Annotated in this window: 15 protein-coding genes; 7 read left to right on the top strand and 8 right to left on the bottom strand. The window is 68.2% G+C overall.

The window, feature by feature from the left end:
* Positions 1–103 precede the first annotated feature (103 nt).
* Positions 104–1,087, bottom strand: coding sequence for a tripartite tricarboxylate transporter substrate binding protein (locus J8I34_RS14055; RefSeq protein ID WP_209806289.1), 984 nt, complete (start codon positions 1,085–1,087; stop codon positions 104–106).
* Between the two features lie 232 nt (positions 1,088–1,319).
* Here J8I34_RS14055 and alkB point away from each other — a divergent pair, with 232 nt between their 5' ends.
* Both alkB and J8I34_RS14045 read left to right on the top strand, forming a co-directional pair.
* Positions 1,320–1,982 (top strand): DNA oxidative demethylase AlkB, encoded by a 663-nt coding sequence (gene alkB, locus J8I34_RS14050; protein WP_209806288.1) that lies wholly within the window; start codon positions 1,320–1,322, stop codon positions 1,980–1,982.
* Between the two features lie 105 nt (positions 1,983–2,087).
* Complete coding sequence (locus J8I34_RS14045) at positions 2,088–2,576, top strand: GFA family protein (protein ID WP_029045266.1); 489 nt, start codon at positions 2,088–2,090, stop codon at positions 2,574–2,576.
* Positions 2,577–2,627: 51 nt separating this feature from the next.
* Here J8I34_RS14045 and cysK read toward each other — a convergent pair whose 3' ends face one another.
* Positions 2,628–3,545 carry a cysteine synthase A gene (cysK, locus tag J8I34_RS14040; RefSeq protein WP_209806287.1) on the bottom strand — a complete coding sequence of 306 codons (918 nt, stop codon included), beginning with the start codon at positions 3,543–3,545 and terminating at the stop codon, positions 2,628–2,630.
* Positions 3,546–3,776: 231 nt separating this feature from the next.
* Between cysK and J8I34_RS14035 the strand changes: the two genes are divergently transcribed.
* A complete protein-coding gene (locus tag J8I34_RS14035; RefSeq protein WP_209806286.1) occupies positions 3,777–4,541 on the top strand; it encodes a sulfite exporter TauE/SafE family protein in 765 nt (254 codons plus the stop codon).
* An 18-nt stretch (positions 4,542–4,559) separates the two neighbouring features.
* On the opposite strand, the gene J8I34_RS14030 is transcribed toward J8I34_RS14035, so the two are convergent.
* Positions 4,560–5,177, bottom strand: coding sequence for a DUF938 domain-containing protein (locus J8I34_RS14030; protein WP_209806285.1), 618 nt, complete (start codon positions 5,175–5,177; stop codon positions 4,560–4,562).
* A gap of 114 nt (positions 5,178–5,291) precedes the next feature.
* Positions 5,292–7,280: a PhoX family protein gene (locus tag J8I34_RS14025; protein ID WP_209806284.1), complete on the bottom strand. Its 1,989-nt coding sequence runs from the start codon at positions 7,278–7,280 to the stop codon at positions 5,292–5,294.
* 263 nt (positions 7,281–7,543) lie between these two features.
* On the opposite strand from J8I34_RS14025, the gene J8I34_RS14020 reads away from it, so the two are divergent.
* Complete coding sequence (locus J8I34_RS14020; RefSeq protein ID WP_029045261.1) at positions 7,544–8,161, top strand: IMPACT family protein; 618 nt, start codon at positions 7,544–7,546, stop codon at positions 8,159–8,161.
* Positions 8,154–8,468 (top strand): 2Fe-2S iron-sulfur cluster-binding protein, encoded by a 315-nt coding sequence (locus J8I34_RS14015; RefSeq protein WP_209806283.1) that lies wholly within the window; start codon positions 8,154–8,156, stop codon positions 8,466–8,468. The genes J8I34_RS14020 and J8I34_RS14015 overlap by 8 nt, the downstream gene beginning before the upstream one ends.
* A gap of 6 nt (positions 8,469–8,474) precedes the next feature.
* Here the strand turns inward: J8I34_RS14015 and J8I34_RS14010 are convergent, their stop codons facing one another.
* Positions 8,475–9,575, bottom strand: a complete 1,101-nt coding sequence (locus J8I34_RS14010) for an extracellular catalytic domain type 1 short-chain-length polyhydroxyalkanoate depolymerase (protein WP_029045259.1) — start codon at positions 9,573–9,575, stop codon at positions 8,475–8,477.
* A 152-nt stretch (positions 9,576–9,727) separates the two neighbouring features.
* Between J8I34_RS14010 and J8I34_RS14005 the strand changes: the two genes are divergently transcribed.
* Positions 9,728–9,928 carry a DUF3606 domain-containing protein gene (locus J8I34_RS14005; RefSeq protein ID WP_029045258.1) on the top strand — a complete coding sequence of 67 codons (201 nt, stop codon included), beginning with the start codon at positions 9,728–9,730 and terminating at the stop codon, positions 9,926–9,928.
* 213 nt (positions 9,929–10,141) lie between these two features.
* Positions 10,142–10,891, top strand: coding sequence for a carbonic anhydrase (locus tag J8I34_RS14000; protein WP_209770939.1), 750 nt, complete (start codon positions 10,142–10,144; stop codon positions 10,889–10,891).
* 99 nt (positions 10,892–10,990) lie between these two features.
* Here J8I34_RS14000 and J8I34_RS13995 read toward each other — a convergent pair whose 3' ends face one another.
* Genes J8I34_RS13995 through J8I34_RS13985 form a run of 3 tightly spaced genes read right to left on the bottom strand, consistent with a single transcriptional unit; the run spans position 10,991 to position 13,275 of the window.
* The gene (locus J8I34_RS13995) at positions 10,991–11,746 is read right to left on the bottom strand and encodes a sulfite exporter TauE/SafE family protein (protein ID WP_209806282.1); all 756 of its coding nucleotides are present in this window, start codon (positions 11,744–11,746) and stop codon (positions 10,991–10,993) included.
* An 11-nt stretch (positions 11,747–11,757) separates the two neighbouring features.
* Complete coding sequence (locus J8I34_RS13990) at positions 11,758–12,114, bottom strand: antibiotic biosynthesis monooxygenase family protein (RefSeq protein WP_209806281.1); 357 nt, start codon at positions 12,112–12,114, stop codon at positions 11,758–11,760.
* Between the two features lie 27 nt (positions 12,115–12,141).
* Positions 12,142–13,275, bottom strand: coding sequence for a cytochrome P450 family protein (locus tag J8I34_RS13985; RefSeq protein WP_209806280.1), 1,134 nt, complete (start codon positions 13,273–13,275; stop codon positions 12,142–12,144).
* Positions 13,276–13,330: the final 55 nt, after the last annotated feature.

The following is a 13,330-nucleotide window of genomic DNA, read 5'->3' as shown; positions in this document are numbered from 1 at the left end:
TATCCAGCACTTGGACGTGCGCGGCGGACTCCGCTCCGCCGCGCCCTGCTGATCGGCCCAACGCGCCAAGCGCCATAGCCGGCACGCCGCAGCGCGCTACCGCTTACTGGTTCTTCATCGCCTCGGCCAGCCGCGCAATGATCTCGCCCTCGCTCTTGAAGGCCTTTTGCGCATAGGCGGCGTATTGCTCGGGATTCATGTAGTTGGTGACCATGCCGTACTGGCGCGTCACGGCCAGGAACTTCGGATCCCTGAGCGCATTGCGGAAGGCCTCGTCAAGCCGCTTCACTACCGCTGGCTTCATGTTCGCCGGGCCGATGATGCCGAACGGCGAGTTCGACCACACCGGATAGCCGATCTCCTTCAGCGTCGGCGCGTTAGGGAAATCCGCGGCACGCTTTTCCGACAGCGTCGCCAGTACGCGCATCTGCCCGTTCTGCACGTAGGGCAGCAACGTGTTCGACAACACGGCCACATCGGAGGAGCCGCTCAGCAGCGCGGTAATGGCCTCGGCGTCGCCCTTGTACGGCACGTGGGTCCAGTTCGATTGCGATACCCGCGCCAGTTCCGAGATGGTCAGGTGCTGGCTGCCATAGATGCCGGTGGTGCCATAGCTGATGCCTTTCTTGTCTGCCTTCGCATCGGCGATCAACTCCTGCATGGTCTGCCACTTGGCATCTTTTTTCACCGCCACCGCGAAGTTGTAGTCCGCGATCATCGAGATATAAGTCAGATCCTTGAGCGGGTCATAGCGCATCTTCTGCACGTGCGGCAGGCGGAAGATCACCACGGGCGCCATGCTGAGCGTGTAGCCGTCCGGCTCGGCGGTCCCCATCTGCGTGGCGCCAAGCGTGCCACTGACACCGGGCTTGTTCTCCACCACGATCGCCTGCCCGAGTTCACGGCTGGCCGCGTCAGCCAGTGCGCGCGTCACCTGGTCGGTAACGCCATCAGCGCCATAAGGGACGATGAGCCGGATCGGGCGGGTCGGGAAGTCGTCGGCAGCCAGCGCCTGGGTACCAAGGGGTGCCGTCAGCGCGACGCTGGCGGCAGCCAGCGCGACGCGGAAGAAGCGACGTCGTTGCATGAGGGTGTCTCCTTATGTGTTCGCCGGATCTGTCATGTCCGGTCTGCGACATTGTCCGCATAGTATGACAATGCCGCCCAGGGCGCGGCTATCGGGAATCGGTGGGTAGCGCTGGCTTATCCACCGATTTCATCGCCGGCATGCGCAGGCTGCATGCGTGGGCTGACGCGCCCTTCAGTGCTAAGTTATTGATTGTCAGCCACGCGCGGTCCGACGCATCCCCCCTCAAGCCATGACCTTCGACCTCTTCGACAACCTCGACGACCCCGCCCCGGCCAACCCTGCGTCCGAGCCCCTGGCAGACGGCGCAGTGGTGCTGCGCGGCCTGGCCCGCGCGGACGCCGGGGCCCTGCTGGCCGACGTGCAGGCGGTCATTGCCGCCGCCCCGCTGCGCCACATGGTGACGCCCGGCGGCCTGACGATGTCGGTGGCGATGACGAACTGCGGCGATGCGGGCTGGGTCTCGGATGTCCGCGGCTACCGCTATGACCGCACCGATCCGCTGAGCGGCCAGCCATGGCCGGCGATGCCGCCGCGGTTGCGCGCGCTGGCGGCTGAAGCGGCCGCTCTGGCCGGTTTCGCGGGATTCGCGCCTGATGCCTGCCTGGTCAACCGCTATGTGCCCGGCACGCGCCTGTCGCTGCACCAGGACCGCGATGAACGCGACTTCAGCGCGCCGATCGTATCGGTCTCGCTGGGGTTGCCGGCGGTATTCCTGTTCGGCGGCATGCGCCGCGCGGACCGGCCGCAGCGCGTGCGGCTGGCGCATGGCGACGTGGTGGTGTGGGGCGGCCCTTCGCGGCTGGCCTTCCACGGCGTGGCGCCGCTGGCCGATGGGGACCATCCGCTGCTGGGACGCGCGCGCGTCAACCTGACTTTCCGCAAGGCGCTGTAACCACGGCGCGGTAAGGCGAGCCAGGCGCGACTGGTTTTGCACTTTGTGCAGGGTTTTCTACAGTCAAGGAACTGCAGAAACCGCCAATGCGCAAAGGACTCCACCATGCATCTCGAAGGCTCCTGCCATTGCGGCGCTGTCCATTTCTCGCTCGAATCGGACTCGCCGTATCCATACATGCACTGCTATTGCTCGATCTGCCGCAAGACGGCCGGCGGCGGTGGCTATGCGATCAATATCGGCGGCGATGCCGCCACGCTGCACGTGCGCGGACGCAAGTACCTGGGCATCTACCACGCGGTGCTGCGCGAGCCAGGCAAGCGCGCGCGGCGCTCGCCGGCGCAGCGGCATTTCTGCGTGAAATGCGGCAGCGCGCTGTGGCTGTGGGATCCGCGCTGGCCGGAGCTGGTGCATCCGCACGCGTCGGCCATCGACACGCCGCTGCCGCGCCCGCCCGAGGTGGTGGAGGCCTCGCTGGAATCCGCCGCGCCCTGGGTCGATGTGCCCAAGGGCAAGGGCCACGTGCACTGCGACACCTGGCCGGAGGAGTCGCTGGCCGACTGGCACAAGCGCCACCGCCTGTCCTCGCGCTGACGGCGCGCATCCGCCGACCGCCTGGCCCGGCGTCGCCGCCAGCCAGCGGCCTCAGGCCGGCAGGAAGCCTTCCACCGTCAGGTAGCGTTCGCCGGTGTCGTAGTTGAAGCCCAGCACGCGCGCATTGGCCGGCAGCTCGGGCAGTTTCTGCGCGATCGCGGCCAGTGTCGCGCCGGACGAGATGCCGACCAGGATGCCTTCTTCGCGCGCGCAGCGGCGGGCCATCTCGCGCGCGGGTTCGGCATCGACCTGGATCACGCCGTCGAGCAGCGCGGTGTCGAGGTTGCCGGGGATAAAGCCGGCGCCGATGCCCTGGATCGGGTGCGGTGCCGGCGCGCCGCCGGAGATCACCGGCGAGGCCACCGGCTCGACACCGAACACCTTGAGCTGCGGCCACTTTTCCTTCAGCACCCGGGCGCAGCCGGTCAGGTGGCCGCCGGTGCCGACGCCGGTGATCAGCACGTCGAGCCCTTCGGGGAAGTCGCTCAGGATCTCCTGCGCGGTGGTGCGCATGTGCACATCGACGTTGGCGGGGTTGTCGAACTGCTGCGGCATCCAGGCGCCGGGCGTGGCGGCAACCAGCTCCTCGGCACGCGCGATCGCGCCCTTCATGCCCTTCTCGCGCGGGGTCAGGTCGAAGCTGGCGCCGTAGGCCAGCATCAGCCGGCGGCGCTCGATCGACATGCTGTCCGGCATCACCAGCACCAGCTTGTAGCCCTTGACCGCGGCCACCATGGCCAGGCCGATGCCGGTGTTGCCGGAGGTCGGCTCGATGATGGTGCCGCCCGGCTTCAGCACGCCGCGGCTCTCCGCGTCTTCGACCATCGACAGCGCGATGCGGTCCTTGATCGAGGCGCCCGGATTGCTGCGCTCGGACTTGATCCAGACTTCGTGCCCGCTGCCGAACAGGCGGTTGATGCGGATATGCGGGGTATTGCCGATCGTCTGCAGGATGTTCTGGACCTTCATCGTTTTCTCCGTGGCGGGGCGCGGCGCGGCAGCGCCCTGGCGGGCAGCCGGCGCCGCTGGATCGAAATGAACGACGATTTTAGTGCAAAGCAGCTGCGGGGCCCTGTCGCGTATGATGGTGCCCGCTGCGCATCCGGCTTTCCGCTTTCGCGCTTCCGGTTTTTCGCGCGCCGCCGCATTCACGTCCCGCATTGCCCCTGCCCTGCCTTGCCCTGCCTCACCCCTCCTCCGATGCCTGACCATTCCCTGCTGTCCTCGCTCCTGATTTTTGGCCTTGGCGGCATGCTCGGTGCGGTGGGCGGGCTGTTCGGCATCGGCGGCGGGCTGATCGCGATCCCGGCATTGGGCCTGATCTACGGCATGGACCAGCAGCTGGCGCAAGGCACCGCACTCGTGATGATCGCGCCCAATGTGCTGATCGGCTTCTGGCAGTACCGCAAGCGCGCGGATATTGCCCTGCGCACCGCGCTGGTGCTGGGCCTGTCGGCGGTGCTGGCTACCTGGCTGTCGGCACGCGCGGCCACCGCGATGGACGCGCAGGCGCTACGGCGCATCTTCGCGGTCTTCATGATCGGGCTGGCGCTGTACTTCCTGTGGCGGCTGCTGCCGGGGCGCGCGGCCACGGCGCAGCAGGCGCGCGTGTCGCCGCACTGGATCCCGCTGGTCGGCGCGGTCGGCGGCGTCTTTTCCGGCTTCTTCAGCGTGGGCGGCGGCGTGGTCGCGGCGCCGGCGCTGGTGGGGCTGTTCGGGCTGCGCCAGGCCGCGGCTCAGGGGCTGGCGCTGGCCCTGGTGACGCCCGGCGCGGTGGTGGCGCTGGGCACGTATGCCCACGCCGGGCATGTCGACTGGGCCAGCGGCATTCCGCTTTCGCTGGGCGGCATGCTGACGATCTCCTGGGGCGTGGCGCTGGCGCACCGGCTGCCCGAGCGGCGCCTGCGCGCACTGTTTGCCGTGTGCCTGATCGCCACGGCCATCGTGATGCTGGTGCGCGGCTGAAAGCGCCGCGCAACGCGGCTATTTGCGAAACACCAGGCTGAAGTTGTTCGCCGGCATCGGCACCGGCTCGTCGCAGCGCAATCCCTGCGCGGCGCCCAGCGCAACCACGTCTTCCATGTCGCGCACGCCCCATTCAGCGTCCGTGGCGCGCAACTGTGCGTCGAAGGCGGCATTGCTCGGCGCGGTATGCGCGCCGCCGCGGCGATAGGGACCATACAGGTAGAGCACGCCGCCAGGCTTCAGTAGCTTGCCCGCGCCGGCGAACAGTGCCTCGGCCGCGGCCCACGGCGAGATATGGAGCATGTTGATGCAGACGATGGCATCGGCGACATCGATGCCCCAGGGCTGGCGGCACACGTCAAGGTCCAGCGGCGCGCGCACATTGGCCAACCCCGCATGCGCGGTCCATGCGGCAATCGATTCGCGCGCGGCACTGTCGGGATCGCTCGGCTGCCAGGTCAGGCCTGGAAACGCCGCGGCAAAGTGCACCGCATGCTGGCCGGTGCCGCTGGCGATTTCCAGGACCGTGCCGCTGGTGGGCAGCACATTGCGCAGCACCGCGAGGATGGGCGCGCGATTGCGCTCGGTGGCGGGCGCCATGCGGCGCGCGTCGGGGTCGTGGGTCTGGTCGGTCATGGCGACTGGCTCGTTTGCCGGATTAGCGGCTAGCGTAGCAGACTCCGCGCGGACCCGGGATGCACTGGCGGCCGCGAATCGCCGCCGCCTTCATGCCACGGCGACCGCCTGGCGTCAGGCCTTCGACAGCTTCACGCCCGTCGGATCCCCGGTCAGGTACCCTACCGCCGCGCCGAAGCGGTCCTTGTAATTGGCACGCACCAGCGGGTCGAGCGTGGGCTTGACCGTGTCATGCAGCGGCGATTCCCAGTCGCCCACGTGCTGGAAGTTGCTCATCACATAGGTCCAGCCGTTGATCTCGTCCACCGCATGCAAGCCGGTCGATTCGGCGCCGGCCGGGCACGACAGTACGCGGCTCAGCACTTTCGTATCGACGTTGTAGGCCCACAGGAAGTTGTTGACGTGGGTGTTGCTGTCCTCGCCGACGAACAGCGTGCGCAGCTTCTCCGAGAACTTGAGGTTATCGGGCGTGGCGACCTTGTCCGGGTTGGCGAAGTTGCCGAGCGCGTCCTGCTGCTTCATCTTGCCGCCACCGAGGTCTTCGCTGACCAGCGCCGGCACCGCGGCCATGTCGACCGGCACCCATTCGCTGTCGATGGCGCTTCCGCCCTTGTCGGTCTGGCCGCCCTTCAGGTTCAGCTCATAGACGGCGCCGGAGTACGGGCCTTCGACCTGGATGTCGCCCGCGTTGGCGGCATTGCCGGCGAGCATGCTCGACTCGATGCGCGACATCGCGGAGTAGGCCTTCTTGTCCTTGATGTTGACCGTGGTGCCTTCCATCTTGGTGAAGCCCAGGCTGCCGCCTACCAGCGCGGCGTAGCGGTGGGTTTCCAGGTAGGCCGCGGCCTTTTCCATGCCCGGCACCAGCTTGATCCAGTTGGCCTTGCCGTTGTAGATGATGCGGGTGTAGCTGCTGTCGTTCGGGTTGGCGGTCTGCACGTCCATGATGTCGGCCAGCCGGATGCCGCCATCGACCAGCGCGCGGATCTCGGCGCTGGTGGCGCTGCCCAGCTTGATCCACGACAGCGTGGCGCTGCCCGGGCCAACGCCAGAGGTCTGCTGCCACTTGCCCACGTACAGCGAGCCGCTGGAGAGGTCGCGCGCCTTGTCGGCGATGAACATGAACAGGCCGCCGTTGGTGGCATCGTCGCCCATCAGCACGGTGCGCTCGTCGGGCATGACCTGCACCAGCTCGTGCGAGATGCGGCCGAGGCAGTAGTGCTTCTTGATGGTGCCGGTGCCGTCGGGGTTGACCGTCACTTCGGGCAGGTGGCCGTAGTTGTAGGCGTTGGCCTTGGTGGAGTCACCGTACAGGTTCTGGCTGTAGCCCTGCAGCTGCGTGACAGCCGCGGCGTCCTTCAGGTCGGTTTCGTACTCTTCGCTCGACAGGTGGGTGTTCCACGGCGACAGGCTCGCGCCGCAGGTGATCCACAGGCCGTTGACGCCGGAGGTATCGACGTTGTGGTACTTCACCGGGGTCAGCTTGCCGGTGGCGGGGTCCTGGTCCAGCGTCACCACGGCGATCGGCGACGGCAGCAGGCCGTACATGCTGGTGTTGTTCTGGTTGCGCGAGGTGTACTCGAACTGCACCACCGCGAACACGGTGTTGCCCTTGACGCCGGGCACGGCCGGGTTGGCCAGCGTCAGCAGCGAGCTGCCGTCCGGTGCGTCGGAGAAGAACTGGCGTTCCTTGCCGGCCACGGAGTTGTCCAGGATCGGCTGGTTGTCGATGTTGTAGTAGCCGCCAGCCACGACAGTGCCGCCCTTGCCGTCCGGCAGCATGTCGCCGGTGATGAAGAACGGCTGGTATGCAAGCTTGTAGGTGGTGCTGCTGCCGTCGCTGAACGACACTTTCAGGCTCGAGCCCACGGTGGTGGTCGCCATCGCCGCGGGCTCCGCCAGCGTGGGCGCGTTCATGGGGATGAACTCGGCCGTGGTGAAGGTGGCGCCAGGCGCCGTGGCGGGTGAAGGTGCCGCCACGGCATCGTCGCCGCCGCCGCAGCCGGCCAGCAGGCCGGCGGAAGCCAGGCCAAGCGGAAGCATCGGCGCGCCCGCCAGCAGTTTCAGGGCCTTGCGGCGGCCAGCATCAGGTTGTTGTTGCATGGTTTTATCCGGGGAAAGGGATGGATCTGGTTTTTTGACTGCTTGATCGCGCCGGCACCACGCGGGCGGCCGGGCACCTGTTGGCACAGGCGGGCGGCGGACGGCATTGCGCCCGACCGCCGCAGATCGTAGGGCGTCTTTGTGACAGGAAGTTGACGATGCAACACTTGAGGCGGGGCGCGGCCGGGATGGGTAATCCGCTGCGGTACACTTGCGGGTTCTGTCCGCGACCGCACCGCGCAGCTTTTTTCCATCTGTCCCGCTTGCCGACCTACACGCTAGCCCGCCCCGTCCAGGCCGAAATCGAAATCCGCAAGAGCCGTTTCCTGGCCCTGGCCTTGCCGGTGGCCGACCGCGACGCGGCCATGGCCGTGCTGCAGGCGCTGCGCGCGGAACACCCGACCGCTACCCATGTGTGCTGGGCGCTGCTCGCCGGCGGCGCGTCGGGCATGTCCGACGACGGCGAGCCTTCCGGCACGGCCGGCCGGCCGATCCTGGAAGTGCTGCGCCACCACGACCTCGACGGCGTGCTGGCCGCGGTGGTGCGCTACTACGGCGGTGTCAAGCTGGGCGCTGGCGGGTTGGTGCGCGCTTACACCGATGCCATCGCCGCCGCGCTGAAGTCGGCCGAACGCATCGAGCGCATCGCCTACGCCACGCTGACGATATCGGTCGACTATGCCGACGAGCCACGCGTGCGCCGCTGGATCGAGCAGGCCGCCCAGCACGGCTGCACGCTGGCCGATACCGCCTACGGCGCGCTGGCAACGCTGGTGCTGCGCCTTCCAGCCACGCAAGTGGATGCGGCCCGCGATGCCCTGCGCGACGCCACCCATGGACGCGCGCAGTTTCCGCAGGCACAGGACGAATCCCATGGATGAACGCGCAGCGTCCGTCGCTGACATCGACGGGGAATTCACCGCACAGGTGCTGCCGGGTGGCCAGACCTTTGCCGCGTCGCCCGAACTGAGCTTGCTGGAAGCCGCGTTGCTCGACGGCGTGCCGCTGCCCAACTCCTGCCGCAACGGCACCTGCCGCGCCTGTGCCAGCCGGCTGCTTGCCGGATCCATCCTCTACCGGATCGAATGGCCTGGGCTGAGCCTGGATGAGAAAGAGGAAGGGCTGATCCTGCCGTGCGTGGCTTGCGCGGTCAGCGATGTGGTGATTGAGCCGGTGTCACTGGGGTGAGGCGGCTTATCCCCCGACCTCCAGAAAAAACCGCAACGCCAGCTTCAACCCATCCGGCCCGGCCGGATCCGAGAACGCGTGCCCTCCCGCCCCGCCGCTCCAGGCGTGGCCCAGCCCTTCGATCCGCACCAGCCGCAGGTAGGGCGCCTTGCCCTCGGTCCAGTCGAACACATCGACCGCACGCCGCATGCCGCGCTGGACGCGCCGCGCCGGCACGGCAGCGAGGGGATGCGCGCCTTCGGGCTGCAGGTGCATCCACAGCGCCGCCGCCGCGGTGGCGTTGCTGAAATCGACCATGGCGTCGGCATCGCCATGCAGCAGCAACAGCGGCGGCGGGCGCCGGCCGGCAAGGCCCAGGCGCAGCGCGCGGACGGCCTGCGCATCAGGCCCGCGCTGGCCGCGCATCGCGCGTGTTGCCTGGGCCGCGTTGGTGGCGCTCCACGGCACTGCACCGGAATGCGAGCCGACCGCCGCGAAGCGCGCGGGATAGCGCAGGCCGAGCGTCAATGCCATCGCCCCACCCGCTGACAGGCCGAGCACACTGACGCGATTCGCCGCCACCGGATGCATGCGGCATGCCTGCTCGATCATCGCCATCAGCAGGCCGGCTTCCACTGCGCCCTGCCCGGCGGGCTTGAACCAGTTCCAGCAGCGCTGCGCATTCGCCTGCGAACTCTGCTCGGGCAGCAGCACCACCCAGCCGGCTTCGCGCGCCACGGCGGCGGCACGCGTGACCGCGGCGAAGCTGGCGGTGTCCTGCCCGCAGCCATGCAGCAACACCAGCATCGGTGCGCGGCGCCTGCCATTGGCGCCTGCCGGCACGAAGATGCGATAGCGCCGCGGCGCGAGCGGCCCGGCGCCCCAACTGCCCTCCTCCCAGCGCCCGCTGCCGCGGCTGCGCGGCGGCTCGGCCGGCGATACCACGCCGGACAGCGCGCGTTGCGTGGCCGCGGTGACTGCAGCGGATTGCTTCACCGCGTTGCGCACGATGGCCTCGGTCATCGGCCTGGTGATGTTGCGGTTGAGCTCGCGCTGCATGCGGCGGGCATTGCGCGTGGCGGCCTTGTTCAGCGTGGACCAGAGCTTTGCACCGGAAGAGCGGGGCATGCGGTGTCCTGTCGGCGTGGGTAACCCGTGCATCATATGCCGAGTCGCGTGCATGGCATGGCGCACAGCGTCCGCATTGCATGCAACGCGATCGCGATCACTGCCTACAATGCAAGGGTCGTGTCGCGCCGAGGCACGGACAGGAGGCGAGCATGATCGATGCAACGAGCCAGTTCAGGCCTTTGGATCCGGGCCGCGTTAACCTGATGGATCCGCTTGAAGTGCAGTACTGGTGCCGCGAGCTTCACTGCAGCGAGCAGGATCTCGAAGCGGCCGTCGATGCCGCCGGCGACCATATCGCCGCGGTGCGGGACCAGCTGGAGTCAGGCCAGCCGGGCACCCCGCCACACTGAAGCCAGGCACGGCCGGATCATGCCGGCCGTGCCTGTCATGATGTCTGCCATGTACCAGCAATAAGCGCAGTGCAGACCGGAATTCAGTAATGCTGTGTTCGCGTGGGGCGAGTTTTGCTGCATGATTTCGGGCCCGGGTCAGGCCTGGCATCAGACCGTGCCAACCCGGGAGATCCGGGTACAAGGGGGTCACCTACACGAGGACGCACCGATATGACCATCAAGCTGCCGGCCATCACCATTTGCGCAGCTCTGCTCGCCCCTGCCGCCTGGGCAGGCAACGACACCCACTGGAGCTACGCCGGACCGACCGGCGCCGGCCATTGGGGCGAGCTCGACGCCGGCTACAAGACCTGCACGCTGGGCAAGCACCAGTCGCCCATCGATATCCGTACCGACAAGGCCGTGAGCGCCGACCTGAAGCCGATCGGCTTTGGCTACACCGCGACGCAGGCAACCGTGGTCAACAACGGCCATACCATCCAGGTCAACTTGCCTGCGGGCGGGCAAGCCGAGTTCGACGGCACGGCGTACAAGCTGGTGCAGTTCCACTTCCATACGCCGAGCGAGGAGAAGATCAACGGCAAGGCGTACCCGCTGGTGGCGCACCTGGTGCACCAGAACGCAGAAGGCAAGCTGGCGGTGGTGGCGGTGCTGTTCAAGACCGGGCGCGAGAATGCGGCGTTGCAGCCGGTCTTTGCCAGGCTGCCGGCCAGGGCCGGTGAATCGCGCGAGCTGGGTGCACCGATTGACGTGGCGGCGCTGCTGCCCGCGCAGCAATCCTACTGGGCGTTCACCGGCTCGCTGACCACGCCGCCTTGCAGCGAGGATGTGAAGTGGCAGGTGTTGAAAACGCCGGTGGAGATTTCGGCGGCGCAATTGGCGGCGTTCCGCAAGCTTTACCGGATGAATGCGCGGCCGGTGCAGCCGTTGAATGGGCGGGTCGTGCAGGCGGGACAGTGAGGATCGTGCGCATCCCATGACCTTTGCCTGGCCGCTTGGGTGCTCCCTCTCCCGCTTGCGGGAGAGGGAGAAAACCGGCGGTATCGCACCGACCTGCGATCAGGAAAGCCCGCGCATCGCCAGCTCGCCGCCCAGCACCAGCAGCCCGCAGAAAAACAGCTTGCGAAATCGCTCCGCACTGATGCGATGCCGCAGCCATTGCCCGATGAACATGCCGCCGAGCGCGGGCACCAGCGCCAGCAGTGAAGCCCCCAGCACCGGTGTGTGCAGCAGCGATCCGCCCAGCGCCAGGCTGACCGCCAGCGCAATGGTCGATATCGTGAAGGACAGACCCAGCGCCTGCACCAGGCTTTCCTTTTCGAGTCCCAACCCTTGCAGGTAAGGCACGGCGGGAATCACGAACACGCCGGTCACCGCAGTGATCGCGCCAGTCACCAGGCCGACCAATGGCCCGAGCCAGGCCTCCGCCGCCGGCTTGACGTGCAACTTTACCGCCGCCAGTCCAACCACCGCGTACAGCACCAACGCCACGCCCAGCGCCGAGGTGGCATGCGTCGTCAACCCTGCCGGCACCAGCGCGGTGCACAGCCACGTGCCGACGCAGATCGCCGCGAGCATCGGCCACAGCCGAAGTACCAGTTGCCCGAAGCGGGGACCGCTGAACAGCTGCACCACGTTGGTCACCATCGACGGCGCCACCAGCAGCGCCGCGGCCTGCGCCGGCGGCATCAACAGCCCGAGCAGCCCCACCGCGACGGTGGGAAGGCCCAGGCCGACCACGCCTTTGACAAAGCCGGCCAGCAGGAAGGTCAGGCCGATAAAGGCGGCTTGCGTGCCGATGGCTTCCATCGTCATCGCTGGCTCCTTCAGCCGGGCTTGCGGTCGTGCACCGCGCGGCTGTCGGCGGGGGCTTCGTCGCGCGCGTGCAAGCCGTAGTCGCGCAGCACCTGTGCCACACGCAGGCGGTAGTCGGCGAACACGCCACCGCGGCCGGCGGTCTGCGCCTCGCGATGCGCCACGGTATTGCGCCAGGCGATCACCGCGGCCTCGTCACGGAAGAACGATAGCGACAGGACCTTGCCCGGGTTGGTCAGGCTCTGGAAGCGTTCGACCGAGATAAAGCCGTCGATGGTCTCCAGCTCGCTGCGCAGCCTTGCGGCGATATCGAGGTAGGCATCGCGGCGGCCCGCTGCGGGCTCGACTTCAAAGATGACGGCGATCATGAGGGCTCCGTGCTTTTAGTAGGGGTCTCAGCAGAAATGCGGGATGCGTGCGTTCAACGAAGGACGATAGCGGAACGCGCGCGCCAGTGCGGCCGGATCGGCGCCGCGCGCCAGCAACGCGCGGACCGTGGCGCCGGCGAGCGCCTGCGCCAGCCTGTCGCCGGGACACGCGTGGCGGCCGTGGCCGAAGGTCCATGGGCGTTTGCCATCCGCCATGCCAATGCAGGAAGCCGCGGCCAGCAGCACCAGCACCGCGTCGCCGGCCTTGATGTCGTGGCCGCACAGGCGAGCATCGGCGGCGAGGAATCGCCGCGTGTTCTGCACCGGTGGATCCAGCACCGCCACTTGCGCGGCCAGTACTTCCGGCGCGGTACCGGCCCGCACCGTGCCACGGCCGAGATGCAGCAGTGTATTGCCTGCCAGCGCGGCGGTGGCTTCGCAGGCCTGCACCAGCAAGCCGATGGTGTTGGCCGACACCGCTTGCGCATCGATGCCCGCAGCGCGCGCGGCCTGGTGCAACGACGGCAACGGGCCTGCTGCCGGTACGGCATCGGCGAGCCAGCTGCCGAGCCATTGCGCGGCGTCGGCGCCGGCTTGCACGGCGTTCGCATCGGCGAGCGGCGACTGTGCGGCGGCAAAGGCTGCCACATGGCCGGCCGCTGCCGCGGCGGTAGCGCGATCCACGGCGACCGGCAAGCCGAGCAGGTCGGCCAGCGTCACCACCGGCAGCGTGAACAGGAAGCCATTGATGCGCCCGGCGGACAATGCCGTGTCGGCGTCCAGCAGTTCAGCCAGCGCAGCCGCGCGATGGGCGGCAATGGACGCGTCGATGGTGGCCAGCATCGGCATCAGCAATCCCTTCAACGGCGCGTGCGCCGCGCCGTCGTTCATGCGGATCAGCCGGCCGAAGAGATCGCCGGCGGGCGAGCCGGCCAGTGCGGGCGGCACCGGCTGCGCGGGCGGGCGCACGCGGCACTCGGGATGGGACAGCACCTCCGCCACTTCGCGCGCGCCGGCGGCCACCCACAAGCCGAGCCGCTGGTCGCGGAAGAACGGCCGGTGCGTCGCCAGTTCGCGGTAGTACGGGTAGGGATCGGGGTGCGTGACGGCGCTAAGCGGGTCGATGGCGGCGTCGGTATCGGACACGGCGGCAGGCAGCATGGCGGCACATGAGGACTGAATGTGCCGCCAGTTTGCCGCGTGCGCCGGGGAAACG

It is taken from the genome of Cupriavidus phytohabitans (assembly GCF_017815025.1).
Lineage (GTDB): Bacteria > Pseudomonadota > Gammaproteobacteria > Burkholderiales > Burkholderiaceae > Cupriavidus.
The sequence above is the reverse complement of the archived record's forward strand: the minus strand, read 5'-3'. Positions and strand labels throughout refer to the sequence as shown.

Bases quoted from the DNA above. Each gene is read 5' to 3' on its own strand.
- J8I34_RS14055 (WP_209806289.1), bottom strand. From the start codon at position 1,087: ATGCAACGACGTCGCTTCTTCCGCGTCGCGCTGGCTGCCGCCAGCGTC.
- alkB (WP_209806288.1), top strand. From the start codon at position 1,320: ATGACCTTCGACCTCTTCGACAACCTCGACGACCCCGCCCCGGCCAAC.
- J8I34_RS14045 (WP_029045266.1), top strand. From the start codon at position 2,088: ATGCATCTCGAAGGCTCCTGCCATTGCGGCGCTGTCCATTTCTCGCTC.
- cysK (WP_209806287.1), bottom strand. From the start codon at position 3,545: ATGAAGGTCCAGAACATCCTGCAGACGATCGGCAATACCCCGCATATC.
- J8I34_RS14035 (WP_209806286.1), top strand. From the start codon at position 3,777: ATGCCTGACCATTCCCTGCTGTCCTCGCTCCTGATTTTTGGCCTTGGC.
- J8I34_RS14030 (WP_209806285.1), bottom strand. From the start codon at position 5,177: ATGACCGACCAGACCCACGACCCCGACGCGCGCCGCATGGCGCCCGCC.
- J8I34_RS14025 (WP_209806284.1), bottom strand. From the start codon at position 7,280: ATGCAACAACAACCTGATGCTGGCCGCCGCAAGGCCCTGAAACTGCTG.
- J8I34_RS14015 (WP_209806283.1), top strand. From the start codon at position 8,154: ATGGATGAACGCGCAGCGTCCGTCGCTGACATCGACGGGGAATTCACC.
- J8I34_RS14010 (WP_029045259.1), bottom strand. From the start codon at position 9,575: ATGCCCCGCTCTTCCGGTGCAAAGCTCTGGTCCACGCTGAACAAGGCC.
- J8I34_RS14005 (WP_029045258.1), top strand. From the start codon at position 9,728: ATGATCGATGCAACGAGCCAGTTCAGGCCTTTGGATCCGGGCCGCGTT.
- J8I34_RS14000 (WP_209770939.1), top strand. From the start codon at position 10,142: ATGACCATCAAGCTGCCGGCCATCACCATTTGCGCAGCTCTGCTCGCC.
- J8I34_RS13995 (WP_209806282.1), bottom strand. From the start codon at position 11,746: ATGACGATGGAAGCCATCGGCACGCAAGCCGCCTTTATCGGCCTGACC.
- J8I34_RS13990 (WP_209806281.1), bottom strand. From the start codon at position 12,114: ATGATCGCCGTCATCTTTGAAGTCGAGCCCGCAGCGGGCCGCCGCGAT.
- J8I34_RS13985 (WP_209806280.1), bottom strand. From the start codon at position 13,275: ATGCTGCCTGCCGCCGTGTCCGATACCGACGCCGCCATCGACCCGCTT.